This is a genomic window from Streptomyces sp. NPDC052114 (assembly GCF_040680155.1).
Classification (GTDB): Bacteria; Actinomycetota; Actinomycetes; order Streptomycetales; family Streptomycetaceae; genus Streptomyces.
The window spans coordinates 155,715-181,361 of record NZ_JBFAWC010000004.1 but is presented as its reverse complement, the minus strand read 5'-3'; the positions used below and the strand labels follow the sequence as shown (position 1 = coordinate 181,361).

The window sequence follows — 25,647 nt, the reverse complement described above, 5'->3', positions numbered from 1 at the left end:
GTTGGGCAAAAGGCTTCCGCCAAGGGGCGTTGGGCGCCGCCGGGCGTCGTGCTCGGACCGTCTCCCGTGTCGTGTCCTTCGGGCCGCCGCCCGTGGCCCTCAGGCCGCCGTGCCCAGCCTGATCCGCCGTATCCCGCTGATGTAGCGCGCCCCGCAGTGGTCGGTGGGCACCACCAACTGGCAGCCCAGTCGGTCCAGTTCCCGCCCGTCGAGCTCCGTGGCGAGCAGGACGCGCGCGTTGCCGAAGTCCTCGTCGATCTCGGCCCAGGACAGCACCGTCGCGTGCCCGTCCTCGCCGGTGACCTCCAGGAGGAAGCGGGAGCGGTCCTTGCGGCGGGCCGGGTCGAAGCCGGGCCCCGCCGCCACGATCACCTCGCGCAGCAGCGGCCCCCGGAAGGTGTGGCGCCGGGGCCCGCTGGTCGCACAGTCGAAGGTCACCTCGGCCTCCTGCGCGGGCCAGCGCCGACGCAGATCGGCGACGCTGAGCCGCACCGGCCGGTCGACCGCGCCCACCACCACGAGCCGGATCATCCCCATCTCCATCCCCTCGCCGTCCCCCTCGCGCCGCATGTGTCGTACCCGGGAATGCCCCTCGAAACCCCGATGCGGGATGGGGAATGTGAGCCGGATACGGGTGACCGGGTGGCAGATGCCGCCTCAGCCGGTGCCGTCCCCGCGCGCCCGCTCGTCGAGCGCGAGCCAGACGCGGTCGCGGGTCAGCGGCAGTTCGGTGAAGCGGTGGCCCGTCGCGTCCCGCAGCGCGTTGGCGAACGCCGGGGCGACCGGGTTGAACGGGCTCTCGCTCATCGACTTCGCGCCCAGCGGGCCGATCGCGTCCCGCGTCTCCATGAAGTGGACCTCGGTGCGCGGCACATCGGCGTACTGCGGCAGCCGGTAGCGGCGGAAGGCGGCCGTGGTCACCTCGCCGCGCTCGTCGACGCGTACGTTCTCGAAGAGCGTGGCCCCGAGCGCCTGGGCCACGCCGCCCTCGACCTGGCCGCGGCACTGCATCGGATTCATGACCTTGCCCGCGTCGGCGGCGTGCACGCTGCGCAGGATCCGGGTCTCGCCGGTGTCCGGGTCGACGGCGACCTTGAACCACTGGGCGTTGAAGGCCACCGAGCGCGGACTGCCGCCCCAGTGCCCGTCCGCCGTCAACTCGCCCTCGGCGCCCCGCGCGTGAGCCGCCTCGTACAGCTCCTTCAGGGGCACGACGCGGCCCGCGCAGTCGAACTCCTCGGCGCCGAGCACGCACTGGTGCCGGGGCACCCCGGTGTGCCGGGCGGCCAGCGTCGTCAGGCGCTCGGCCAGCGAGGTCGCCGCGAGCAGCACCGCCTTGCCGGCGACGACCGTGCCGGCGGAGCCGAAGGCGCCGGTGTCGTGGCGCACGACGTCGGTGTCGGACTGGCGGACCGTCAGCCGGTCCGGCGTCGTGTGCAGGGCGCCCGCGGTGATCTGCTTGTGCACGGTCGTGGTGCCGTTGCCGAACTCGGCGGTGCCGACCGCGATGTCGTACGTGCCGTCGGCGAGCAGGGAGACCGTCGCGTCGGCGTAGTGCCCGCCCGGCGGCCCGGTCGCGATCATCGCGAGGGCCGTGCCCTGCCCGACCCGCCAGCCCTCGGGCGCCTCGCTCGTGTCGTCCGCGATGGCCCGCCGGACGACGGACAGGCACTGGTCGAGACCGTACGAGGCGATGAAGAGGTCCTCCTCCTCGCCGGTCGGGCCGACCATCGGCTCGCCCGCGCCGATGATGTTGCGCTCGCGCAGGACCAGCGGATCCAGGCCGAGGCGCCGGGCCAGCTCGTCCATGGCCGACTCGACGGCGAAGGTGACCTGCCCGAGGCCGTAGCCGCGGAAGGCGCCCGCCGGCACGCAGTTGGTGTAGACGGAGTAGGCGTCGACCTTCTTGTGCGGGGCGCGGTAGACGGCGAAGGACTCGCCGACGCTGTGGAACATCACCGCCGGGCCGTGGTTGCCGTACGCGCCCGTATTGGACACCACTCGCATCCGCAGCGCGGTCAGCGTGCCGTCCGCCCGCGCCCCGACCTTGACGGTGATCGTGAACGGATGCCGGGTGGTCGCCCCGTAGAACTGCTCGGCCCGGGTGTACTCCAGCTTCACCGGCCGCCGCAGCCGCAGCGCCGCCAGTGTCACGACGTCCTCGGTGAGCATCTCCTGCTTGCCGCCGAAACCGCCGCCCACCCGGCCCGCGACCACCCGCACCTCGTCCTCGGGCAGCCCGAACAGGGCGCAGAGCGCGCGCCGGGTCAGGAACGGCGTCTGGGTGGAGGAGCGCACGGTCAGCCGCTCGCCGTCGCCCTCCTCCTTCGGCTCGAAATAGGCCACGCAGCCGTGGGTCTCCAGGCTCGCGTGCTGCACGCGCTGGGTGCGGAACGTCTCCTCGTACACGACGTCGGCCTCGGCGAACCCCGCCTCGACGTCGCCGAGTTCGCCGTGCACCTCGCCCGCCACGTTGTCCTCGGCCCGCGCGATGCGCGCGTCGGCCCCCTTGTCGCCGTGCAGGGCGGGCGCGCCGGGCGCCATCGCGGCCTCCGGGTCGGTGACGTACGGGAGTTGCTCGTACGTCACCCGGATGCGCCGGCAGCCCTCCTCGGCGGCCTGCTCGCTGTCGGCGACCACGGCGGCGACGCGCTGGCCGACGTACCGCACGACGTCGTCCAGGACCCGGGTGTCGTCGGGGTCCTCGGTCGGGTGCTCGTGCCGCGCCGACGAGTACAGCACGTCGGGCGCGTCCTCGTGGGTGAACACGGCCTGCACGCCGGGGACCTGGAGGGCCTCGCCCGTGTCGACGGCGACGATCCGGGCGTGCGGGTACGGGGAGCGCAGCAGCTTCATGTGCAGCAGCCCGGGGACGTCGACGTCGAAGGTGTAGCGGGCGGTGCCGGTCACCACCTGCGGCCCGGCCGGTGCGCCGAGGCTCGCCCCGACGGACCGGCCCGCGCAGGGGCGTTCGGTGTGCCGCACGCCGCGCACCGCGTCCTCGATCGCGCGGTAGCCCGTGCAGCGGCACAGGTTGCCCTTGAACGCCCGCGGCAGGTCGGCCAGCTTGCCGTCGTCGTGCTCGGTGCCGCGCTCGGCCTCAAGGGCGGCCGTGGTCATCAGGAATCCGGCGGTGCAGAAGCCGCACTGGAACCCCTGGGCATCGAGGAACCGCTGCTGCACCGGGTGGAGTTCGCCCTCGGGGGAGGCGAGGCCCTCGACGGTCGTGACGCTGCGGCCCGCGGCCCGCACGGCCGGATAGAGGCAGCTGTGCACCGGCGCGCCGTCGACATGGACCGTGCAGGCCCCGCAGTCCCCGGCGTCGCACCCCTTCTTCACGCCGAACCAGCCGCGTTCGCGCAGGTAGGTGCGCAGGCACTGGCCCGCGCGGGGCTCGGCGGTGGAGCGCTGCCGGTTGATCTCGATCTCGTACGTCATCGGGGGTCCCCCTCCTCGGGGTCGGCGGCGGGCCGGTGCTCCAGCTCCGCCAGCTCCCTGCGGATCTCCTCGGCAAGCCGGAAGGCCATGTGCCGCCGCCAGGCAGGCAGGCCGTGGATGTCGTCGAACCACGCGTCGTCCGGCACCGTGCGCGCCAGCGCGGCCCGCAGTTCGGCGGCCCGGGGCGGCAGCGGGAACCACAGGCGGAACGGCCGTACCGTCGCCGCTGTGACGGTCAGGGCGAAGGAGCCGTCGGCCGGGTCGACCGCGCCGATGACCAGGGCCCCGGAGCGGCCGAGGCCGTACAGCGACACCTGGCGGAACGCCGTCCGCAGGGCCAGGGCGCGCGCGGGCAGCGTGACCGAGCGCAGCAACTCGCCCTCGGCGAGCACCTTGCGGCCCGCCCCGGTCACGAAGTCGGCGACGTCGACGCGGCGGGTCGAGCCGTCCTGCGCGACGAGCAGGCACCGGCCCTCCAGGGCGGCGGTGAGCGAGATCATCGGGCCCGCGGGCAGCGCGTTGCAGAGATTGCCGCCCACGGTGGCCATGTTCCAGATCTTGAACGAGGCGAGGAAGGCGCGGCAGCACTGCTCGAAGAGCGGGGCCGCGGGCGCGTCCATCCGCCGCGCCCTGCGCGAGAGTTCGGCGATGGTGCAGGTCGCGGCGATCTCCAGGGAGCCGTCGGGCAGCCGCTGGAGGGGCGTCCAGCCCATGCGGCCGAGGTCGACGAGCCGCCGCAGGTGCGGCTGCGGCTCGGAGAAGAGGTAGGTGCCCCCGCCCAGCCACCCGTCGCCGGGCCGCCAGGGCACCCGCTCGCGGGCGTCCCGCACCTCGATGACCGTATTGAGATCCATGGCGTCAGCCACCTCCGACCGCTGGACGACCGCTGGACGCGACCCGGGACGGCCGGGCACTTTCGGCCGATGTCGCGTGCTGCGGCAGTCAGTGAAGCAACGCGGCACCGGCCCGCACGACTGGGCCACACCACGGAAAACACCGGCCGGCCGGGCCTCGCCCTGGAGCATCGACCAAGAGGGATACCGGCCAGATCGCCTGGCACATACGATGCTGTGTCTCGCATTCACCTGGTGAACGTGAGATGTCGCGTCCGCAGCGCGGCAGGCACACCCGCACCAAGGAGCCACCACCCATGCACGTCGAAGACCTCCTCCGGCTGACCTCCCTCGACCTGAATCTGCTGTGGGGCGACGGCGCCCCGCTGGCCCGGGAGATCAGCGGCGTCACCGCGACCGACCTGGAGGACCCGACGCGCTTCGTGCGGGACGGCGAGGTCGTGCTCAGCGGCCTCGTCTGGTGGCGCCCCGAGGACGGGCGGGCGAAGGTCGACCGGTTCGTCGCGGCCCTCGCCACCGCGGGCGCCGCCGCCCTCCTCGCGGGCGAGGAGACCCACGGCACCGTCCCCGACTCCCTCGTGGACGCCTGCCGCGCGCACGGCATCGCGCTGGCCTCGGTGCCCTCGCACACCGACTTCCGCGCCATCATCGACGCGGTCTACCTGCGCCAGTGGGGCGACCTGAGCCGGCGCCCCTCGGGCCACCACGCGCTGCCCGAGAACGTCCGCGTCGAACTGAGCCGCCTCCTGGAGGCGGACGCGGACGTCGCCACGCTGCTCGACCGCGCGCTGGCCCACCTCGGTGCCCCGGCCTGCCATCTGCTCACCGCCACCGGCCGGACCGTCGCCCGCACGCCCGCCGCGCCGGACCTCTCCCCGACGCGGGCCCTGCGGCAGCTGACCCGGCCGTCCGGCATCGGCCTGCGCATCGAGACGGACGCGACCGCGTACGACAGCTGGCACCTGTACCTGCACGACCCCGACGAGGCGCCGCCGCGCCTGCTGCACGAGATAGCCGACGTGCTGGCCCGGCACCGGGAGCGCCGCCTGCGCGCGGAGGCCGATGCCGCCCGGCACGCGACGGCGCTCCTCGCCCTCCTCGAAGGCACCGCTCCCGCGCCGGACGGCGCCGCGCTCCGGGCCGCGCTGCGCGCCTGCGGCCTCCCCGAGGACGGCGCGTACCAGGTGATCGCCGCCGCCGTGGGCCCGCGGGGCGCGAGCGGTCCCGCGGCGGCGCACGGGGGTGCGGTGCCGGCCGCGCTCGCCGAGGCGGTACGGCACCTCGGCGCACCCGCGCCGGGGGACGCGGCGCGGGACGTACGGGACGTATGGCCGGGCCACCCGCCCTTCGCCGTCGGACACCTCGCGGACGGCACGGCCGCCGCCGTGGTCCACCTGGCGCAGGACACGTATCCGCAGGGCCTCGAACTCCACGACATCTGGCCCCTGTTGACCGCCCGCACGCCCCGCAGCCCCCTGCACGGCGGACTCGGCGCCCCGGTGGACGCGCCGGAACAGCTCGCCCGCAGCTTGGCCCAGGCCCGCTACGCCCTCACGGCCGCCCGGACCGCCACGCCCCGGCACGGCCGGCTGACCCGCACCGACGGGATGACCACGCTCGGCACCCTGCTCGCCGGGGTCCCCGACGCCGTGCGCACCGTGTTCACCGCGCAGGCCCTCGGCCCGCTCGCCGACCGGGGCGACGCCTCACAGCGCGTGCTCCTGCACACCCTGGAGACCTATCTCGCGCACAACGGCTCCTGGGCCCGCACCGCCGAGGCCCTGCACCTGCACGTGAACACCGTGCACTACCGCATCCAGCGCATCGAGGCCCTCACCGGCCGCGACCTGTCGCGCCTCGACCACAAGCTCGACCTGTACGCCGCCCTGTGCTGCCGTGCACCGGAGGACGAGGCCGTCACGGGCTCCTGAACCGCGGCCGGTCGACGTGGACGGCCGTCGACTTCACCCGGGCGGTGGCCGTCACGCCGACCTCGATGCCCAGTTCCTCGACGGCCTCGCGGCTCACCACGGACACCACCCGGTGCGGACCCGACTGGATCTCCACCTGGACCAGCACGTCGTCGCCGCGCACCGAGGTGACGATCCCCGTGAAGGAGTTGCGCACCGAGGTCAGCACCTCGTCCGGCACCGGGTGCGCCCCCTCGGCCCGCTCCTTCGCGAACGCCGCGAGGCTCACGCCGTCGATCCGCCGGTTCCCGGGGCCGTCCCGCTCCATGCGCAGCCGGCCGCCGTCGCCCCAGCGGCGCACGGTCTCCGGACTCACGCCGAGCAGCCGCGCCGCCTCGCCGATGCTGAATGTGGGCACGGGGGCACCCTAGCCGGGCGGGTGCCTCAGCCCGCGGCGCGGTCGCCCCGGACGGCCGCCGCCATCCTGCGCACGGCCTCGGTGAGGATCTCGGGGGAGGTGGCGAGGTTCAGGCGGACGAAGCCCTCCCCGCCGGGCCCGAAGCTCGTCCCCGCGTTCACGGCGACCCGCCCGCGATCGAGGAACACGGCCGCGGGGTCGTCGCCCAGGCCGAGCCCGCGGCAGTCCAGCCAGGCGAGGTAGGTGGCCTCGGCCGGGCGGTGGCGCACGGCCGGCAGCCGCGCGCGCAGCAGCGCGTCCAGCAGCCGCCGGTTCTCGTCGAGCCCGGCGAGCAGCGCGTCCAGCCACGCGCCGCCCTCCCGCAGGGCCGCGGTGTGCGCGATGATCCCGAGGTGGCTGGGGCCGTGGCCGACCTCCTCGGGCAGGCGGGCCAGGTCGTCGGCGGCCGCGGGCCCCGCGACGGCCAGCGCCGCCTTGAGACCGGCCAGGTTCCACGCCTTGGACGCGGACAGGAGCGACAGGCCGTCCTCGCCGCCCGGCACGCTCAGGTACGGGACGAAACGGGTGCCCGCGGCCATGAGCGGCGCGTGGATCTCGTCCACGACGACCCGCACGCCGTACCGCCGCGCCAGCCGCGCCACCTCGGCCAGTTCGGCGGCGGAGTGCACCGTGCCGGTCGGGTTGTGCGGGCTGCACAGCAGGTACGCGGGCCGTCCGCCGCTCGCCGCGGCCTCGCGGAACGCGGCCTCCAGCGCGTCGAACCCGAGCCGCCCCGCCGCGTCGAGCGGTGCCTCGACGACCGGCCGTCCCGCGTTGCGTACGAACTGGTAAAAGGGCGGATACACCGGACAGTTGACCACGACGGGGTCGCCGGGCCCCGAGACCAGCTTGAGCATCTCGACGATGCCGAGCATCACGTCGGGTACGACGGCGGTCCGCTCGACGGCGAGCCCGTCCCAGTCCCAGCGCCGCGCGGCGAACCCCGCGAACGCCTCCGCGTACCCGCTGCCCGCCGGATAGCCGGTGTCCCCGCGCTCCAGGGCCTCGCGGACCGCCCGCGCCACCGGCTCGGCGACCGGCACGTCCATCTCGGCCACCCACAGCGGCAGGACGTCCGCCGGATAGGTCCGCCACTTCATGCTCGTACGCTCCCGCAGCCGCTCCAGGGAGAGCTGCCGCAGCGGATTGGCGACGCGGGACACGGTGAGGTGGTTCGTCGACTGGTCCATGGGGCGAGCGTAGGCACGGGGCGGGCGCGAGGGTACGGTGCGCCCGCGCCGCCGGGGCGGACCGGTGGGGCGTGGCACGGCCGAGTCCGGGGTAGCGCTTCCCTGCACAGGTTCACAGACCATACTGTTCAAGCCAGAAGTACCGACAGGACGACCACACATCTCCCATGGAACGACCACAGCCGACCCACCCACAGAACGCCTCATGACCAAGACCAGCACCGCAACGGCCACCGTCCCCGCCACCGCGTGGCTGGGCCGCGGGCGCCACTTCGGGGGCGAGCCCGAGCAGGACGTCAGGCGCAACCTGATCGCCTTGAAGGCGGCCGGGGTGCTCGACGACTTCCTGGACCTCGACCCCGTCGAGGCGGCCCGCGCCACCGTCCTGCACCCGCGCGACGAGTCCGCCGACCCCGGCCCGTCCGCCCGCCGGCTCTTCGAGGCCCGCTGGCGCGTGGCCGACGACGTCACGGTGCGCGCGCAGCTGACCCTGTACGACGCCGAGGGCCGCCGCAGGAGCGGGGACGGCGTCACCTGGGTCCTCGCGGCGGAGGCGGAGCACGCCTGGGACCCGCACTGGCCCTCGCCCGCCACCATGTTCTGGCCCGACAGCGACCAGGTCGCCTGGGACCACGACATAGTCCCGGACGTGCGCCTGCGGTCGGCGAACCACCTGCCGAAGGACGACGACGAACTGCGCCGCCGGCTGCGGGACTGCACGCGGCAGAGCTGGTACGTCCACGTGGTCGTGCACGAGGCGATGACCCCGGACGCGAAGGGACAGCGGCCCGTCTCGGCGTTCCTGCCGCCCAGCCTGCGGCACCAGGTCGTCGAGCACCGCGGCACCCCCGAGCAGGCGCAGATCGCCGACTTCGCGATGAAGCGGGAGCTGGGCGTGCGGATGCCGCGCGGCGGCGCGGTGATCCTGCCGAAGACGCCGGGCGTGGCGGGCTATGAGGCGGAGGACTTCACGGTCCGCAGTGTCTTCCTCGACGGCTCGGAACCGGCCGAACTCCTCGACAGGATCAAGCAGTTCGCGGCGCTGCCGCGGCCGCTCACGCCGGAGGCCGAGCAGGCCCTGACGCGGCTGCGCCAGGGCTGGCACCTGCTCACCCCGGACGAGGAGCTGACCCACGCCCAGTCCATGGTCACCCGGTACGCCGAGGCGCTCGACGCCATGACGAAGTCCCGTGACCTGTACCAGGAGGCCGCCGAGGCGGCGCAGGCCGCGCTGAAGGACCTGGCGGGCAGCGACGCCCTGCCGGGCCCCGCGGCCGACCCCTCCGCCAAGCCGGACGCCTCGCCGCTGAGCGCCCTCACGAAGGCGTTCGGGCGCTTCAGGGAGCCGAAGAAGTAGCCGCCCGGCGGGACTTCGGCGGCCCCCTCCGGCGGCCGACGCCCGCCGCCGTCCGCGCCGCCGCGAAGCGGTCCCGACCCCTCGCCGACCGGCCGGAACGCCCCCGCCCGCGCCCGGGTGCCTGTTGCCCTGCCACCCGGGTGCCCGAGTAGGGTCGGGGCCTGCGCGGCGTCCCGGCCCCACCCGGGAGCGCGGCAGTACGGCACGTCCGTACGCCCGTGGTCGCGCGGAACCGCACGACCGCAGTACCGCAGTACCGCGGGCCCCGGCCCGTACCCCCCACAGACAAAGAGCCGTGCTCGCGCGGCCGCAGATCAGGAGCAACAGTGCAGGGCACCCCCCACATAGCCGGCACACCGCACGACGGGCGATCGTCGCCCATACCCCCTGCCCACCGGGGGCGGCCACACCCCGTGGCCGTCCCGCGCGCGGCCCCGGCGCCACCGCGCGCCCAGGACGCCGAACCCGAACTCCCCGTCTTCGTCGACGAGTCGGGCTGGCGCAGGCGCGCCCTGCAGGGCGCCGCGCTGGTCGTGGGCGGTGTCTGCCTCGGCTACCTGGCCTTCGTCGGGACCCTGGCGAGCGGGCTTCTCCAGCCCGTCGGCACGCAGCCGCCCCGGGTGGACGGGCCCTCGGCGCAGGACGACGACGGCAGGCAGGCACACCGCTCCGGCGGAGCCGTCCGCGCCGAGGCCCGTCAGGCGGCGGCCAGGGAGCGCGCGGAACGCGACAAGCACCGTCGGCCGCCCGCCGGCAGATCCGCCCCGCCGGCCGGAGGCCCCCGGAGGTGAGGCGGCGCTCGGCCGTCCGCCGTCCGCCGCGCGGGCACTGGCTCGTGCTCGCGCTGATCCTCCTGGTCGTCACCGTCGCCCTCCTCTTCGAGGGGTGGACGACCCACCAGATCGACGCCGCGCGCACCAAACCGCCGTGCACCCGCCCGATCCCGCGCGAGGCCGACGACGGGAAACCGCTGCTGCGGTTCGGCCCGAAGGGCGTCGCCACCGCGGGCATGCCGCCGGGGACCGTCGCGCTCACCTTCGACGGCGGACCCGACCCGGTGTGGACGCCGCGCCTGCTCGACCTGCTGCGCAGGCACCACGCGCGGGCGACCTTCTTCGTCTACGGCAAGGACGCGGCCCGCCACCCGAAGCTGCTGCGACGGATCCTGTACGAGGGCCACGAGATCGGCTCGTACACCTACAGCGGCGGCGACCTCGGCGTCGCCTCGCCGCTGCGCGCCCGCCTCGAACTGTCGCTCACCCAGAGCGCCCTCGCGGGCGCGGGCGGCATCAACACCACCCTGCTGCGCCTGCCGCACACCACGGCGGCGGACACGCTCTGCGGCCCCCAGTGGCCCGCCGCGCGCCGCGCGGCCGAGCAGGGATACCTCGTGGTCGCATCGGACCACAAGGACCGCAAGCCGTGGCGCGGTCTGGTGTCGCAGCACAGCCAGACCGACCTCGGCTACCACGAGGCCGAGGACCTGCTGCGGGACCACAGGGTGAAACGGTTCACCACCGTCAGCGGCGGCCTGGACCGGCCCTCCTTCGTCGACGAGGTGCCGGTCGCCCAGGAGATCAAGGGGGAGGGGCTCATCTGGTCGCAGAAGCTCGGGCGGGCCTTCCTCACCGTGATGGTGTGGACGCTGACCCTCGCGGGCGTCCTCGGCGTCCTGCGGATGCTCCTGTTCGCGCTGTTCGCCCGGCTCCACGTGCGCAGGCTCCACCGGTACCGGCCCGGCGCGCCGCGGCTGCGCGAGGTGCGGGACCCGGTGACGGTGCTCGTGCCCGCGTACAACGAGGAGGCGGGCATCGCCTCCACGGTGTACTCGCTGCTGGCCTCCACGCACGAACACCTCCAGATCATCGTGATCGACGACGGCTCGACCGACACCACCGCCGACATCGCCGAAGGCATCGACGACCCGCGGGTCACGGTCATCCGCCAGCCCAACGGCGGCAAGCCCAGCGCCCTCAACACCGGCCTGGCGCACGCCCGGTACGACATCGTCGTGATGGTCGACGCGGACACCATCTTCGAGCCCGAGGCGCTCGCCCGGCTGATCCAGCCGCTCGCCCACCCCGCGGTCGGTGCGGTCAGCGGCAACACCAAGGTCGGCAACCGCCGCCACCTGCTCGGCAAGTGGCAGCACCTGGAGTACGTCCTCGGCTTCAACCTCGACCGCCGGATGTTCGAGGTCCTGGAGTGCATGCCCACGGTGCCGGGGGCGATCGGCGCCTTCCGCAGGGACGCCCTGATGGGCATCGGCGGCGTCAGCGACGAGACCCTGGCCGAGGACACCGACCTCACGATGGCGCTGTGGCGGGCCGGCTGGCGCGTCGTGTACGAGGAGTCGGCGGTCGCCTGGACCGAAGTGCCGACCAGCGTGCGGCAGTTGTGGCGCCAGCGCTACCGCTGGTGCTACGGCACGCTCCAGTCGATGTGGAAGCACCGGCACGCCGTGGCGGAGGTCGGCCCCGCCGGGCGCTTCGGCCGGCGGGTGCTGCTCTACGTCACGCTGTTCCAGATCGTGCTGCCGCTGTGCGCGCCGGTCGTGGACATGTTCGCCCTGTTCGGGGCGGTGTTCCGGGACCCGGTGGAGGCCGCCCTCGTCTGGTTCGGTTTCCTCTCCGCGCAGGTGGTCACCGCCGCGTACGCGCTGCGGCTCGACCGCGAGCGGCTGCGCGTGCTCTGGGCGCTGCCGCTCCAGCAGTTCGTCTACCGGCAGTTGATGTACCTGGTGGTCATCCACTCCGTGACCACGGCGCTGCTCGGCTCGCGCATGAAGTGGCACAGCATGAAGCGCACCGGCACCGCCGATCCGTATCTGCTCGACGCGCCGCCCGCGGAGCCGCTCGGCACGGGGAACCGGAGAGCGGCCGCGCGAGTCGGACCCGGTACCTGACCAAGGGAGTTGACCATGACAGACCCGCTTGACCAGCGGGCCGGAGACACCATGCCCACGGGGGAGTACCAGGGACACGAGGGGAACGCCCACGCCCGCACCCACGCGGGAAGGCCCCCCGCGCCCTGGGAGCCGGTCCGCGTGACGGGCCCGCTGTGGCGTCCGGATCCGCACGCCGACCCGGATCCGGACGCCCCCTCGGACGACGCCGCCGCCCGCGAGCGCTTCGCCGACCGCCCCAGCTCCCGCTACGGACCCCGGCGCGCCCATGCCCGCCGGCCGAAGAAGCGCAGACGGCTGCGGCGGGCGGTGCTCGTCGTGCTGGCCGCCGTGGCGGTCGCGGCGGGCGGTACGTACGGCTGGGCCGAGACCCGGCTCAACCGCGACGTCGACCTCGGCGCGTACGGGGACCGCCCGCCGCCCGGCGAGGGCACCAACTACCTGATCGTGGGCTCGGACAGCCGCGACGGCCTCTCCGAGGGCGACGTGCGGGATCTGCACGCCGGCGGGGGCGGCGGCCGGCGCACCGACTCGATGATGCTGCTGCACACCGGCGCCCACGGCACCAGCATGGTGAGCCTGCCGCGCGACTCGTGGGTGACGGTCCCCGGCCGCCTCGACACGAACACGGGCAAGACCAAGCGCCCCGAGGGGGACAAGCTCAACGCCTCCTTCTCCTACGGCGGCCCGGAGCTGCTCGTCCACACCATCGAGCGGAACACCGGGCTGCGCATCGACCACTACGCGGAGATCGGCTTCGCCGGGTTCGTGGACATCGTCGATGCCATCGGCGGCGTACGGATGTGTCTGGACCGCGACATCAAGGACAAGAAGTCGGGCGCCGACCTGCGCAAGGGCTGCCAGACCCTGGACGGCGACCAGGCCCTGGCGTTCGTCCGCCAGCGCCACCAGGAGCGGGAGGGCGACCTGGGCCGGTCGCGGAACCAGCAGAAGTTCCTGTCGGCCCTCGCCCAGCAGGCCGCCCGGCCCGGCACGCTCTTCGACCCGATGGAGATCGGCCCGGCCGCGCAGGCCGGTCTCGACACGCTCATCGTCGACGAGGACATGAGCCTGCGCGACCTCGGCGAGATGTTCCGCGCCGTGCAGGGCGTCGCGGGCGGAAAGGGCAGGCAGATCAACGTGCCCGTGTCCGGCTTCGGCGTCCCCACCCCCAAGGGCAACGTCCTCACCTGGGACCGCGAGAGGTCGTCCCGCCTCTTCGCCGACCTGCGGCACGACCGGCCTGTGACGGAGACGGGGGAGCGGAAGCGGAGGTCATGACACCGCGAGGCGCGGCGCCGGTACGGGCTTCGGTTCCCACGCCCTGGTGGTGCGTACGTAGCCGTGGATCACCGAGAGCATCGCCACGACGACCAGCGGGCCGGACAGCCACGGGCGCGCGGCCATCTCCATCGGCAGGTACCGGTACGACAGCAGCAGCGCGGTGAAGACCACCGTGCCGTGGGCGACCAGGCCAAGGCCCGCGCGGTCCCAGCCGCGGTCGTACGTGCGCAGCGCCGCCTCGACGGTGAGCGTGAAGACCACGCCGGCGACGAGGTCCACGCCGTAGTGGTAGCCGAAGCCCAGGGTCGCGCAGAGCGTGGCGGTCAGCCAGAACGTTCCCGCGTAGCGCAGCAGGCGTGGGCCCCTGCGGGAGTGGATGAAGATCGCGGTGGCCCACGCCGTGTGCAGGCTGGGCATGCAGTTGCGCGGGGTGATCCCGTCGTACGGCACCGGGTGCGGGGCGCCGATCGGCAGCGGTGTGTGCGGCCACAGGTCGGCCACCGCCCACTCCAGGCCGCCGGTGCCGGAGGTGCCGGGACCGTAGGCGAAGATCGGCCCGACCACCGGGAAGACCATGTAGAAGGCGGGCCCGATGAGGCCGATGACCAGGAACGTGCGGACGAGGTGGTGGCGGGGGAAGCGCCGCTCGGCCGCCACGTTGCGCAGCTGGTAGAGGGCGACGACGATCGCGGCCACCGCGAGCTGGGCGTAGACGAGGTCCAGCACGTACGTGCTGACCGGACCGCTCGCCCTGAGGAGCCGGCCCGCCAGCCACGAGGGGTTGCCCAGCGCGTGATCGGCGATCGCCACGTACGGGTCGAGGACGGTCGGCCGGGTCTTCGACGTGATGAGCAGCCAGGTGTCACCGGTCTTGCGGCCGGCCACCAGGAGCAGGCCGAGCCCCACGCCCTTCAGGAGCAGCACGCGCTCCTTGCCCGTGCGGCGCGTGAGCGCGAAGGCCGCGCAGCCCAGCATCGCCCACAGCGCGCCGTTGCCGAAGAAGTGGTCCTCGGGCACCTCGGCGTCCAGCGCCCACCGCGCCAGGACGAAGACGAGGTCGATGCCGACGGCGGCACCCGCCGCGATGAACCGCTGGCGCCAGGTGAGCACCACCATCATCAGCGCGAGACCGCCGTACAGCGGCCCCGGCTTGGGCGGGAGGATCACCTCGCGCGCCTGGTTGGTGATCGGCCCCGGTACGCCGCCGTAGTGCCGCGCGGCGATCTCCAGCGCGACGAGGAAACCGAGGGCCACGGCGCCCGCCGCGGCCCAGAGGAGCACGCGTGGCCGGCGCCAGGCGGGGGGCGTGGTACCGGTGGACGCGGTGCCGGGGGGCGTGGTGCTGGGGTCTGTCCGCGGAGAGGGCCGCGAAGGTGCAGGTATCAAGTGTCCGGCCGATGTGTGAGGTGCTGGTGCGCTCGTCGAGAGACCCGATCATCCCATCGGTGCGAGACGGGCGGCCGACCGGCCGGGGGAGACGGCGTCGGCCGGTGCCCCGAGGGTGCCGCCCGCCGTCGCGGTGGTGACGCCGGAAAGCCGACCGCCCGGCGCAGAGCGGGGCATAGTACTCCGCCGGTCGGTGGCCGAAGATGCCCCCTGTGGAGCCGGTGGATCCGTGCCGCGTGTTTGCATGTGTTCATGATCATCAACGCACAGGGGACATCCGAGCCGCGGACCTACGTGGACCACATCCTGGAGCACTGGCACAAGGACGAGGACACCGAGGCACTCGTCCAGGGCGAGCTGCGGCTGACCCGGGGAGAGGCGCGGCGCAGGCTGTTCCGGCTCGGGCACGCGCTGCGCCGGCAGGGGCTCGCACCCGGCGACGGAGTGGGGCTGTTCCTGGCCAACCGTGTGGACTCCGTCCTGGTGCAGCTCGCGGTCCACCTCATCGGCTGCCGCGTCGTCTTCCTGCCGCCCGAGCCGGGGCCCGGCGAACTCGCCGCGCTGGTCGAGCAGTCCCGGGCGCGCGTCGTGGTCACCGACCCGCTCTTCGCGGAGCGGGCCGCCGACGCGGCGGGACGCAGCGTCCACGCGCCCGTGCTCCTCGGCCTCGGCCCCTGCGAGCAGCCGTGCGCCGACCTGCTGGCCCTGGCGGACGAGTGCCCCGAGGAGCGCCCCGGCGGCGTGCCCGCCCCGGCGGCGGACGAGGCCGTCACCGTCCTCTACACCGGCGGCACCCTGGGCCGCCCCAAGCTCGCCGCGCACAGCCACCGGCTCTACGACGCGCTGGTGGAACTGGTGGAGGACGACCCGGAGGACTCCCGCCACGGCTTCTTCCCGGCCATGGCCCCGGGCACGGACCGGGTGCTCGTCGCCACGCTCCTCACGCACGGCAGCGGCCATCTCACCTCGATCCAGACGCTGGTCACGGGCTCCGCCCTCGTCGTGCTCCCCGAGTTCGAGGCGGGCGCGGCGCTCGCGGTGCTGCGCGAGGAGCGGATCACCGCCACCATGTTCGTACCGCCCATGCTGTACGCGCTGCTCGACCACCCGGAGTGCGTGCCGGGCGCGCTCCCCGCGCTGCGGCGGATCGTCGTCGGCGGCGCGGCGACGTCGCCCAGCAGGCTCCAGCAGACGGTCGAGGTCTTCGGGCCCGTGCTCAGTCAGGGCTACGGACAGTCGGAGGCGCTCGGCATCACCGGGTTCGGCGCGGAGGACCTCGCCACGGAGGCGGCCCGGCGGCCCGAGCTCTGGCGCAGCTGCGGGCGCTCGATAGCCGACGTCGACATAGAGATACGGGCCGAGGACAGCACGGCGGCGCTCGACGTCCGGCAGGTCGGCGAGGTGTGCGTGCGGGGCGAGACCGTGATGCTCGGCTACTACGAGGACCCCGAGCGCACCGCGGCGGCGCTCCACGAGGGCTGGCTGCGCACCGGGGACATGGGCTACCTCGACGACGAGGGGTACCTGTACCTCGTCGACCGGGCCAAGGACATCATCGTCACCGGCAGCACCAGCGACAACGTGTACTCCCGTGTCCTGGAGGACTTCCTGCTCACCCTGCCCGGCGTGCGCAACGCGGCGGCGCTGGGCGTGCCGGACGAGAACTACGGCGAGGCCGTCCAGATCTTCCTGGCGACGGCCGAGGACGCCGAGGTCGACCCGGAGGCGGTCGGCGCGGCGGTGACCGCCGAGCTGGGCGACCTGTACACGCCCCGCCGGACGGTCCTGCTGGACCGGCTGCCGACGACGAACGTCGGCAAGGTGGACAAGAAGGCGCTGCGCGCGGCGTGGACGGGCGGAGCGGCGGCGGGTACGCCGTAGGCGACCCGGCCGCCACGGAGGTGGCTCGCCGGGTGCCCGCTACCGGGGCACCTTCGTCGGCGCCGCGGTGCCCGCTTCCTTGACGAGGCGGTCACCCGGCGCCAGCGACTCCCACAGGGCCTTCTCGACACGGGCCTTCATGGACGCGCCGTCCTTCAGGCGCACCTCGACGTAGTGGTAGAGGTTGGAACCGTCGGTGGCCCTGCGGGTCTTGTCGACGACGGTGCCGTCCCAGGCGTCCTCTTCACGTACTTTGCGCGACTTGAACATCTCGCCAGGGTAGTCCGTCGTCCCGCGCCGCCGGGGGCGGGACGCGGTGGGGCGTCAGGGTTTGCGGGCCACCAGCGCCGCGTTCGCGCCCGCCGCGTCCAGGGGGAGGACGGCCATCGGCCCGACGGCGGGGTGCCGTGCGGTGTACTCCGCCGCGACTGCTCACCGTGACACTGCACGGCCGTCCGGCACCTCTACGAAACGCATGTGTGGGTGTGCGACCGCTTCCGCGGGGCAGTTGAGCCGAGCCTGCCGAGGGCGCAGGCCGCGCAGGCCGGTGAACGGGCCGAGAGCGGGGTCTTCGCCCGGGGCCGTTTCGCGCCGTAGTCGTGACCGGAAGGCCGGTTCCATCCCGGCAAGAGGGGACATGGGGCAGAATTGTGGTGGGTCCTTCGTGAGCGTCCGCTCACGGTTCGGACCCGCACCGCATGCTCGCCCAGACTCCCCCGGGTGAGGACCCATGGACCGCCCTCTGTCTCAGCATGGAACCGGCGCCGACGGTGGCGGCGAGCCGCTGGGTCGTCAGCTCATGCGGCTCTCCGAGCTCGTCCGCTACGCCCAGGACGCCATCGAGCTCGCCGCCGAGGACGCCGACGTCTTCATGACGCTGTACGCCGTCCTGATGCACGGTGCCGAATCCCGCACCACCACCGACCCGGCCCTGGGCGAGATGGCCGAGAAGGCCATCGCCCAGACGGCGATCGAGGCCCCACGGGAGCAGCTGGAGACCGCGGGGCGGCTCCTCGTGGCCGTCTGGTCCGCCAGCCGCGTACCCGGCGCGGAGGCCAAGGAGTGGGACGTCAACGCGCCCGAACTGGCGCTCAGATGCCTCCGCGTCGCCGTCGCACCGGCCCGCCCGCTTTCGCCACCAGGCTGATCCGCGCGCCTCAGCTACGCGCGTACGCCGCTGGAGTGCGCGTACGCGCCCCCATGCGGATACGTACGCCTACTGCGCCAGCTGACCGGCGGCCCGGGCCACGTGCCGCAGCTCTTCCCGGACCTCGGGCGTCCACGCCATGGGCCGGGCGTGGTGCGTGGAGATCATGCCCGTCAGCTCCTGCGCGGCGTTGACGACGGGCAGCGACGCGACGGCGCGGACGCCCGCGTCCTGGAGGACGTCCAGCGCCGTCGTCCCCACGAACAGGGGTGACGCACGGACGTCCTCGACGAAGATGGGGGACTGCCGCTGCGCCGCCAGGCCGCAGCTGCTCCCGTGACCGATGGCCTCCCGGCCGCTCCCGGTGGCCTCCCCGCCGTTCCCGCCGCCGACCTCCACATGGCGGAAGAAGGACAAGAACGGCTGACGGAAGCCGCGTTGCACCGCGATGTGCAGGCCTGTCGACGCGGTGTCGAGGATCTGGGCGTTGCCCATCGGGGCCCCGGTCGCCCGCAGTGCCGTGGCCAGCGCCTCGCGCAGCACCCTCTCATTGCGCCCCTGGGCGGCGGCAGCGGACGGCGTGCCGTCGCCGTCCTTGAGGCGCAGGGCCCGCAGGCCGCCCCGCAGATGAAGCGCCCGCAGCCTGGGATCGCTGGCTCCCCACACCTCCATCTCCCCGCCCGCGGAGCGCACTTGCTCCGCCATCGCCTCGACCAGCTCCACCCCGGCGAACCCGAGGAACGAGACGCGGCTGAAGTCGAGCACCAGGCAGTAGCCGTGGTCCGACAGGGGGGAAAGCTGTCTGCGCAGCGCCACGACGGCGCTGTGGTGCAGCTTTCCCGCCACGTGGACGATCGTCCGCTCGGGCCGTGAACTGACGGACACCTCGACGCCGGACACCGACCAAGACTGGGCCATGGCCCCACCCCTGTCCCGAATGCGCTAGACACGGAACCTCCAGCCTACCGAGTTCCCGCACCACGAGCGGCGGTCTCGGCGGACAGCGCCCTGACCAGGGCGAGGGCGCGTGCGTCGGGGCAGCGCGACAGCAAGGCCTCGGCGGCGGCGACCCGGATCCGCCTCAACTGTCCGCGGTCCTCGGCCAGTTCGGCGCACAGGTCGCCCGCGCGGGCGAACGGGAGCCGCCCCAGCGTCCCGATGAGCCGTCGACGCCGCGCGAGGCCGAGCCGGGTGTCCCCGGCGAGCAGGGCGTACTGGTCGGCTCCGCGCGGATCCCCGAGGGAGACCAGCAGGATGGCCATCCAGGTGCGGTGCGTGGCGCCGAGCGTGGGCTTCGCGCAGAGGTCCGCGCACAGGTCGGCGGCGCGCGGATCGCCCAGCCGCGCCAGGGCCCGGAGCGCCGTCACCCGGGCGGCGTCGTCCACTGCGGCGTCCTGCCCCAGGCCGGCGCACAGATCCGCGCCGCGCGGATCCCACCCGATCAGCGCACGCGCCGGTCTGACGCGCACGGCTCCGGCGAGGGAGGTGTCCGACGCGAGGCGCACGCACAGCTCGATGCCCCGCGCGCCGCCCTCCCGCGGCAGGGCACGGGCCGCCCACATCGCGTCCCGGTCGTCGAGCCGGGGGCGCGTGACGAGGTCCGCGCAGATCCCGATGGCGTCGAAGTGCCCCACGCCGAGCACGACGTCGACGATCTCGTTGCCCTTCTCGAAGCGGTCGAAGGGGTCGGCCTCCTCGAAGCGGGGGGGAGGGACCGACCCCCAGCAGTTCGTACGCGGTGCTCACGACCGCGTTCACGACCTCCTCGGGCACCACGGCACCGAACCGTACGAGCTGGACGATGAACTGGCAGGCGGGCAGCGGACCTTTGTCGGCGTCGAGCAGACGGCACAGCCGCCCGCCGATCCGCTGCGTCGCCTCGTGGTCGCCGGCTTCCGAGGCGGCATCCAGGAGAAAGGCGATGTAGGAGAGGTACTGCCACGGAATACGGATGACCGTGAAGTCGCGCCGCATACGGAGGCTCGCGATGTCCAGGTATGACGGCCCGTGCCCGTAGGTCGCGGCGGCGAAGACGCGATCGAGCGCGGCCTCCAGCGAACGGGCGTCGGTCATGGCGTGCTGCGAGGCCAGGAACTCCAGCAGCGTCTGGTGCCAGAATTCCAGCCGCCCGGCACCGGCCGTCAGCAGGCCGCTGCCGCGCAGCGCGGCCTCCAGGAACGTACGCCACTCCCGCGGGGGGACCGCACGCGGACGCGCCGCCGCGGGCAGCGCCTCCAGGACCTCGATCGCGGACAGCCGGTTGTCGCCGTGCAGGACGTCGGCGACGTGGGCGATCAGGGCGGGCAGATGGTCCAGGGTGCGTTCGACGGCTGCCAGGGCGCCGGTGCCGCGCCCCTGGAGGGCGGCGCGGCTCTGGGCCCGGACCCGCACGAGACCGGCCGGGTCGCGACCGCTGTCGAGGAGCTCGATGTAGCTGCGGTAGACCCCGCCCCGGCTGCCCGGCAGCGTCCCGTCCGGCCCGGCCGCGTAGAGGCGGCACAGCATGGTGGCCATGAGCGGACTGCCCGCCAGCTCCGCCAGGTTCGCCTCTTCCAGGGCGGCCCGGAAGCGCTCGGCGGCTCCCGGAGGATCCGGTACGCCCAGGTAGCGGAACCACGCCTGGGCGAGCCGGCGCACGTCGTGCTCCTCGAACGGCTTCAGGACGTAGTGCAGCCGGAAGCTCTCCAGTTCCTGGTCGGGCAGCGGGCGCGTGGCGACGACGAACCGGTACGGGACCGCGTCTCCGCGTTCACCGAGCGCCGCGAGATTCCCGAGAAGGCTCCGCCGGAGCCGGACGTCGGCGATCTCGTCGAGGCCGTCGACCAGCACCATCCAGCGGGCGCCGGGTGCGGGGCCGCTGCTGAACAACTCCGGGGAGAGCGTCTCCAGGAGCCCGAAGGGCGCCAGCTCCGCGGTCGCGGCGGCGGCGAGGGCCTCCGCGAACGGCAGGCCGGCGAGTGCTGCGGCGGGGACGAGTACGGGGACGTTGAGGGGGGTGAGTCGAGTGGGGGCACTGGCCTCACCCGCCGCAACGGTCTCACTGCCCGCGCCCGTCTTACTGCTCTCACTGCCCGCACTGCCCGCACTGCCTGCACTGCTCGCCCCGGTCTCTGCAGCCTCCGGCGGCCTCCCTGCCGCCCCTGTCCCTCCTGTCGCTTCTGTCCCCCCTGTCCCACCATGCCGCCGGGCCTCGATGCCCAGGGCCAGGCAGCGGCGCAGCAGGCTGGACTTGCCGCCGCCGGCCCCGGCCACCACGACGCACGGCTCCGCGCCGGTGAACACCTCGTCGGCGGAGACCTCTTCGAGGAGCCGCTCGGGGAGCCGCTCCCGGGTTCCCTTGCTCCCCGCTTCCCCGCCGTCCTCCGGGTGCTCGATCAGACGCTTCCTGACACACCGGCGGAGATAGACGTCCGCGAGCGGCGGGGTGCGGCCGAACGACACGTCGTCGTAGGGGTGCGTGCCGGCGTAGCGCTCGGCCGCGGCCAGATAGCGGTCCAGCCGGCCTTCGGCCGCGTACGACGTGGCACGCCGCTCCTGTTCACCGACGCTCGCCAGGGCGTCGGGCGCCAGCCGACAGCCCAGGAGGTCCTCCAGCCGCCCGAGTTCGTCCGCCGACAGCCTCTCGGCCCAGCGGTCCACCCGACAGGCGCCGAGGCGGCCGGACCCGTCGCCGAGGTGATGGCGGGAGACGACGCCGACGATCCGGCCGTCGCTGAACACCGCGGCGCCGGACATGCCTTCCCAGGGCGAGCCGGAGCGTGTGCCGGCCTCCGCGGGGGAGGGGCGGGGGACGCGCAGGTCCAGCGTCCCCTCGCGGCGGTTGGCCAGCACCGAGCACGTGGCGTGGACGTGCTCGCAGTCCCGGAAGCGCGAACCGTCGCTCCTCACGCGCGACTTGAAGCGGGGGAAGCCCGCGGCACTGCACCGCAGCAGTACGTCTTCCTCGGGGACCCGGGCGAAGCGCGCCGTGCCGATGTGCGACGCCTCTTGCGCCGGTACGCCGAGCACGGCGACGTCAACGCCCGCGTGCAACCACCGCACTTGAGCCTCGACGCTGTATTCGCCGGGCCGGTCGGCCTCGAACCGCACGCGTGCGCGGAGGGCGCCCGCGACGACGTGCGCGGCGGTCAGGACGGTGCCGGGTCCGACCAGGTAGCCCGACCCGTGGCGTCGACCGGCGTCGTGCGTCACGAGGATCTCGGCCACCCGGCCGACCCGCAGGCCCGACGCGTCCTTCGCTTGTTCCACCCGAGCCGCCGTATAGCTAGGCTTTACCCGATCAACTGCCGTGCTGCGCAAGCCACTTGGTAGAGAGTACGGCGGACCCCGCGCGCCAAGGAGACACACGGTGGAACTCGCCGAAATGATTCGCGCCCTGCGCGCGGAACTCAACGAAGCCTTGGCCGACGGCGCGGATCACCCGGTCCGGTTCGAACTCGGCCCGGTCGAGATCGAGGCGACCGTGGCGGCGGAGCGTACGGCGGGCGGGCAGGGAAAGATCCGGTTCTGGGTACTGGAAGGCGGGGCGGACACCGCACGCTCGTCCTCGCGGACCCAGCGGATCACCCTGACCCTGCAGCCCAGGCTCCGTACGAGTGACGGGACTTTCACGACCGCGTACATCGCGGGCGAGGAGGCGGACGGGGAGCGCTAGGCGCCCCGCCCCCGAGAGCACCCCGCCCTTCGTGGTCAAGTTCCCCCGAGTCACGGGTCTGTTGCAACGGACGGCGACCTCGAACAAGTGCCCGGAGGCGGTGGGAACCGCCGTCACGACTGGTCGGGGGAGTGTCGTGGTGCCCGTCGCGCACGGCCACGTGTGTAACGGGAATGTATTAGCGGGTGGTGGGGCGGAACGGCCGGCGGGACCGGGCGGGTCCTGGTGTGCAGAATCGCTCGCTCGTACCGGCGCCGAACACCGGCCCGGGGCGAGTGGCCGACCCCTCCCACCGATCTTGAGGAAGAAAACGATGCGCGTTCGCAAGCTCACCTTCGCCGCCCTTGTCGTTGCCGCGGGTCTCTCGCTGACGGCCTGCAACGGCGATGACGGTTCGGCGCAGAGCGACGGCTCGTCCTCCTCGTCCTCCTCCTCGTCCTCGGGCGGTTCGGAGCAGGGTGGCGGCAAGGACTCGGCCGGGCAGGAGCCCGCACCCGCGGGCAAGGACTCCGCCGGCTCCGGGGCCGGTACGAACGCCAAGGCGGACAAGTGCCGGACCGACGCCCTGGACATCACGGCGCAGGACGCGACCATCGACGGTGACGACGAGGGCACGGTCGCGGTCACGTTCAAGAACGGCGGCGGCAAGGACTGCGCCCTGAGCGGGTACGCGGGCATCGACCTGAAGACGAGCGAGGGCGACCTGTCCGCCACGCGCACGGGCCAGTCCAGCCCGATGGTCCTCAAGGACGGCGAGTCGGTGTCCTTCGGCGTGACCTACCCGAAGAACGACTCGGGCGGCTCCGGCGTCAGCGTCACCGGCCTGGTCGTGACCCCGCCCGGCGAGACCAAGTCGTTCTCCCTGGAGTGGCCGGGCGCCTCCACCCTGCCCGTCACCGAGGACGGCGGCTCCCCGGTCAAGGTCGGCCCGATGGGCAGCGCGGGCCAGGGCGGAGCGAGCTGACCCGTCGTACGCCACCGGGCCGTAGCCGCCCGGCCGTCGTGCCACCGGGCCCGACCAGCGGTTCAGCCGACTGGTCGGGCCCGGCGTGCTGAGGCGCCGCGCGCGCCCGAAAAGCAGTGGAGCGTCGCAGCAGTCCGCCATTACCGTGCTGCCGATCGAGTCGCCCAGGCAAGGACGTGCCGTTGTACACCGTGTGAGACCCCCCAAGCGCTGATTCGTCGCGCGTCGCGCCCTGCGCGCCGCGCTGCTTCTTGCTGCGGACTTCTCACGGGAAACCGGTGTACTTCTGTGCTCGACATCTGGGTGGTCATGCCCACCCGCCTGCCCGCCGTGCTCCGACGCTGCCACGCGTGCGCGTCCGGACGCTTCCGGGCCAACGGCAAATTCCGCGTCAACGCGCACCACAAACTGCTCGACGCCTGGCTCCTCGTGCTCTGCGTCTCGTGCGGGGACACGGCGAAGCTCACGGTCTTCGAGCGGACGAACGTCCGCTCCGTACTGCCCGAGCTGCTGGAGCGGATGCACGACAACGACCTCGCTCTGGCAGCCGAGTTGCTCCAGGACCCGGTCGTGCAGCGCCGTAATCGCATCGCCCTCGACTGGACGGGCGCCTGGAGTCTGGACACGGGCGGTTCGGGCCATCTGGACCGCGAGGTGATCGACGTGTCCGTCACCTTCGCGGCGCGGATACCGGTCCGGCCGGTGCGCCTCATCGCGGACGGCTGCGGTCTGCCCAGGGCCGAGGTCGAGCGACTGATCGCGCGGGAGCACCTCATCTCGGCGGTCCGGCTGGGCGGCAGGGTCTCCAGCGACTTCGCCTTCCTGCTCAAGCGCCGGGCGTAGCCCGCGTGACGGCCGGGGCGCGGACACCGCCCGCGCCCCGGCCGTCACGGTGTCCGCACCCTGTGCCCGCCCCTACGGTCTCGTACTAGTCGCGCCGCGCCTTCAGCAGGTAGGCGGTGCCCAGCCGGCGGCGGACGCCTCGGCTCACCGTCTTCTCGGGGTGGTCGCGCCACGTCCGGCTCCACCGGCGGACCAGCCGGTCCAGCGGCGGGACCAGGGGCGTCACGTCGTAGTGGACCGCATCCTCCGGTGTCAGTCCGGTCCTGCGCATCATCCGGCGGAGCCGGGCCGGCCGGATCGCCCGGATGCCGGACACGTCCGCGGCGTGCCGCGGTGCGCCGAACAGTCGCTCCACGCGGCCCAGTGCACGCAGGAGCGGCCAGTAGACGAACCATTCGACCAGGCGGTACGGGCTGAGCGGGTTGAGCATCGTCACCACGACGAGCCCGCCCGGCCGCACCACGCGGGCGATCTCGCGCAGTCCGGCGTCCGCGTCGGAGTACTCCAGGACGCCCATCGCGACGACGACGTCGAAGTGTCCGTCGGGAAAGGGCATGTCCTCGACCCGCGCCACGGTCAGTTCGGCGTCGCCGGATTCCTTCGCCCGAACGGCGGCCGCGTCGACCATGGCCGGGGACAGGTCGCATCCGGTGATCTGGAAGTCCCCGGGGCGGGTGTCGAGAAGATGCCGCACCAGCATGCCGGGCCCGCATCCCACGTCCAGCAGACGTCCGCGCGGGCCCGCGCGCAGCGCCTCGTCGATCACGTGCAGCCGGGAACGGTAGTACCGCGCCGCCGGCCGCCAGCCCTCGTACGAGGCGGCATAGCGGTCCGCGTCGTCGGGGGTCAGGTACTGCGCGGCCACCGCGGCCTCGCGCGCCGGACGCCGGGTGCCGTTCTTCGGCCCTGCCGCTCTGGAAAGAGCCATTGCCAGTCCTCTTCGACTTCAGCTTCGGGATTGCGCCGGATGCGGCGATCTGACGCCCCGATAGGCGAAGGGCTGCCGCTGGCCTGCAAGGATTCGAGCTTCGGGTTCGTTTCCGGTGCGAGGGCCAGGCACCTTGGCCGTGCTGCGTGAGCGCACGTCGTGAGACCGCCGGCCGCTCGTGACGGCCGCGAGAGAAGGGGCGGCGGCACCCCGCTCCGCCCGAGGATCACTCGCGCCGGGGCCGCCGCTCAGCCACGCCTACACCAACAGCAGGGCCGCCCGGCCGCAAGCCCTCAAACAGGACAACAGGCTCGACGGATTCCCCAGGACTCTTCGCGCGAGCGAATCCGGTCGGCTGGGGACGCGGCGACTATGGCATTCAGCCCACCGGCGATCTGGCCCGCGCGGGTGAGGCGTGGATACGTGACTGCGCGGGCGGGGCCGGCGGG

At 73.6% G+C, this 25,647-nt stretch carries 20 protein-coding genes; 10 read left to right on the top strand and 10 right to left on the bottom strand.

Annotated features, from left to right (window positions below):
- Nucleotides 1-99: 99 nt before the first annotated feature.
- The 3 genes from AB0L89_RS10550 to AB0L89_RS10540 all read right to left on the bottom strand — a co-directional run bounded on the left by AB0L89_RS10550 (nucleotide 100) and on the right by AB0L89_RS10540 (nucleotide 4,292).
- Nucleotides 100-543 carry a molybdopterin-dependent oxidoreductase gene (locus tag AB0L89_RS10550; protein ID WP_365138555.1) on the bottom strand — a complete coding sequence of 148 codons (444 nt, stop codon included), beginning with the start codon at nucleotides 541-543 and terminating at the stop codon, nucleotides 100-102.
- Nucleotides 544-657: 114 nt separating this feature from the next.
- Nucleotides 658-3,438 (bottom strand): molybdopterin-dependent oxidoreductase, encoded by a 2,781-nt coding sequence (locus AB0L89_RS10545; RefSeq protein WP_365137542.1) that lies wholly within the window; start codon nucleotides 3,436-3,438, stop codon nucleotides 658-660.
- Nucleotides 3,435-4,292 (bottom strand): FAD binding domain-containing protein, encoded by an 858-nt coding sequence (locus AB0L89_RS10540; protein ID WP_365137539.1) that lies wholly within the window; start codon nucleotides 4,290-4,292, stop codon nucleotides 3,435-3,437. The genes AB0L89_RS10545 and AB0L89_RS10540 overlap by 4 nt, the downstream gene beginning before the upstream one ends.
- A 296-nt stretch (nucleotides 4,293-4,588) precedes the next feature.
- On the opposite strand from AB0L89_RS10540, the gene AB0L89_RS10535 reads away from it, so the two are divergent.
- Complete coding sequence (locus tag AB0L89_RS10535; RefSeq protein WP_365137536.1) at nucleotides 4,589-6,223, top strand: helix-turn-helix domain-containing protein; 1,635 nt, start codon at nucleotides 4,589-4,591, stop codon at nucleotides 6,221-6,223.
- On the opposite strand, the gene AB0L89_RS10530 is transcribed toward AB0L89_RS10535, so the two are convergent.
- Together AB0L89_RS10530 and AB0L89_RS10525 are read right to left on the bottom strand one after the other, a co-directional pair.
- Nucleotides 6,210-6,620 (bottom strand): helix-turn-helix transcriptional regulator, encoded by a 411-nt coding sequence (locus tag AB0L89_RS10530; RefSeq protein WP_365137533.1) that lies wholly within the window; start codon nucleotides 6,618-6,620, stop codon nucleotides 6,210-6,212. The two genes, AB0L89_RS10535 and AB0L89_RS10530, sit on opposite strands and share 14 nt — an antisense overlap.
- Nucleotides 6,621-6,646: 26 nt before the next feature.
- Complete coding sequence (locus tag AB0L89_RS10525) at nucleotides 6,647-7,849, bottom strand: aminotransferase class I/II-fold pyridoxal phosphate-dependent enzyme (protein ID WP_365137530.1); 1,203 nt, start codon at nucleotides 7,847-7,849, stop codon at nucleotides 6,647-6,649.
- Between the two features lie 205 nt (nucleotides 7,850-8,054).
- Between AB0L89_RS10525 and AB0L89_RS10520 the strand changes: the two genes are divergently transcribed.
- The 4 genes from AB0L89_RS10520 to AB0L89_RS10505 all read left to right on the top strand — a co-directional run bounded on the left by AB0L89_RS10520 (nucleotide 8,055) and on the right by AB0L89_RS10505 (nucleotide 13,392).
- Entirely contained in the window at nucleotides 8,055-9,206 is a 1,152-nt protein-coding gene (locus tag AB0L89_RS10520) for a hypothetical protein (RefSeq protein ID WP_365137527.1), read from the top strand.
- Nucleotides 9,207-9,619: 413 nt separating this feature from the next.
- The gene (locus AB0L89_RS10515) at nucleotides 9,620-9,997 is read left to right on the top strand and encodes a hypothetical protein (RefSeq protein ID WP_365137524.1); all 378 of its coding nucleotides are present in this window, start codon (nucleotides 9,620-9,622) and stop codon (nucleotides 9,995-9,997) included.
- Complete coding sequence (locus AB0L89_RS10510) at nucleotides 9,994-12,111, top strand: bifunctional polysaccharide deacetylase/glycosyltransferase family 2 protein (protein WP_365137521.1); 2,118 nt, start codon at nucleotides 9,994-9,996, stop codon at nucleotides 12,109-12,111. The genes AB0L89_RS10515 and AB0L89_RS10510 overlap by 4 nt, the downstream gene beginning before the upstream one ends.
- 9 nt (nucleotides 12,112-12,120) lie before the next feature.
- Entirely contained in the window at nucleotides 12,121-13,392 is a 1,272-nt protein-coding gene (locus AB0L89_RS10505) for an LCP family protein (RefSeq protein ID WP_365137518.1), read from the top strand.
- On the opposite strand, the gene AB0L89_RS10500 is transcribed toward AB0L89_RS10505, so the two are convergent.
- Nucleotides 13,387-14,676 carry a phosphatase PAP2 family protein gene (locus AB0L89_RS10500; RefSeq protein WP_365137515.1) on the bottom strand — a complete coding sequence of 430 codons (1,290 nt, stop codon included), beginning with the start codon at nucleotides 14,674-14,676 and terminating at the stop codon, nucleotides 13,387-13,389. The two genes, AB0L89_RS10505 and AB0L89_RS10500, sit on opposite strands and share 6 nt — an antisense overlap.
- 357 nt (nucleotides 14,677-15,033) lie before the next feature.
- On the opposite strand from AB0L89_RS10500, the gene AB0L89_RS10495 reads away from it, so the two are divergent.
- Nucleotides 15,034-16,662, top strand: a complete 1,629-nt coding sequence (locus AB0L89_RS10495; protein WP_365137511.1) for an AMP-binding protein — start codon at nucleotides 15,034-15,036, stop codon at nucleotides 16,660-16,662.
- Nucleotides 16,663-16,701: 39 nt separating this feature from the next.
- Here the strand turns inward: AB0L89_RS10495 and AB0L89_RS10490 are convergent, their stop codons facing one another.
- Nucleotides 16,702-16,932 carry a hypothetical protein gene (locus AB0L89_RS10490; RefSeq protein ID WP_365137508.1) on the bottom strand — a complete coding sequence of 77 codons (231 nt, stop codon included), beginning with the start codon at nucleotides 16,930-16,932 and terminating at the stop codon, nucleotides 16,702-16,704.
- Nucleotides 16,933-17,392: 460 nt separating this feature from the next.
- On the opposite strand from AB0L89_RS10490, the gene AB0L89_RS10485 reads away from it, so the two are divergent.
- Nucleotides 17,393-17,809, top strand: a complete 417-nt coding sequence (locus AB0L89_RS10485) for a hypothetical protein (protein WP_365137506.1) — start codon at nucleotides 17,393-17,395, stop codon at nucleotides 17,807-17,809.
- Nucleotides 17,810-17,878: 69 nt separating this feature from the next.
- Here AB0L89_RS10485 and AB0L89_RS10480 read toward each other — a convergent pair whose 3' ends face one another.
- Nucleotides 17,879-18,727, bottom strand: coding sequence for a GAF domain-containing protein (locus AB0L89_RS10480; protein WP_365137503.1), 849 nt, complete (start codon nucleotides 18,725-18,727; stop codon nucleotides 17,879-17,881).
- 24 nt (nucleotides 18,728-18,751) lie between these two features.
- A complete protein-coding gene (locus AB0L89_RS10475; protein ID WP_365137500.1) occupies nucleotides 18,752-22,057 on the bottom strand; it encodes a trypsin-like peptidase domain-containing protein in 3,306 nt (1,101 codons plus the stop codon).
- A gap of 100 nt (nucleotides 22,058-22,157) precedes the next feature.
- On the opposite strand from AB0L89_RS10475, the gene AB0L89_RS10470 reads away from it, so the two are divergent.
- The 3 genes from AB0L89_RS10470 to AB0L89_RS10460 all read left to right on the top strand — a co-directional run bounded on the left by AB0L89_RS10470 (nucleotide 22,158) and on the right by AB0L89_RS10460 (nucleotide 24,270).
- Nucleotides 22,158-22,463: a trypco2 family protein gene (locus AB0L89_RS10470; protein ID WP_365137497.1), complete on the top strand. Its 306-nt coding sequence runs from the start codon at nucleotides 22,158-22,160 to the stop codon at nucleotides 22,461-22,463.
- Nucleotides 22,464-22,776: 313 nt separating this feature from the next.
- Nucleotides 22,777-23,427, top strand: coding sequence for a DUF4232 domain-containing protein (locus AB0L89_RS10465; protein ID WP_365137494.1), 651 nt, complete (start codon nucleotides 22,777-22,779; stop codon nucleotides 23,425-23,427).
- Between the two features lie 288 nt (nucleotides 23,428-23,715).
- Complete coding sequence (locus tag AB0L89_RS10460) at nucleotides 23,716-24,270, top strand: DUF1062 domain-containing protein (protein ID WP_365137491.1); 555 nt, start codon at nucleotides 23,716-23,718, stop codon at nucleotides 24,268-24,270.
- Nucleotides 24,271-24,355: 85 nt separating this feature from the next.
- Here AB0L89_RS10460 and AB0L89_RS10455 read toward each other — a convergent pair whose 3' ends face one another.
- The gene (locus AB0L89_RS10455) at nucleotides 24,356-25,198 is read right to left on the bottom strand and encodes a class I SAM-dependent methyltransferase (RefSeq protein WP_365137488.1); all 843 of its coding nucleotides are present in this window, start codon (nucleotides 25,196-25,198) and stop codon (nucleotides 24,356-24,358) included.
- Nucleotides 25,199-25,647 lie beyond the last annotated feature (449 nt).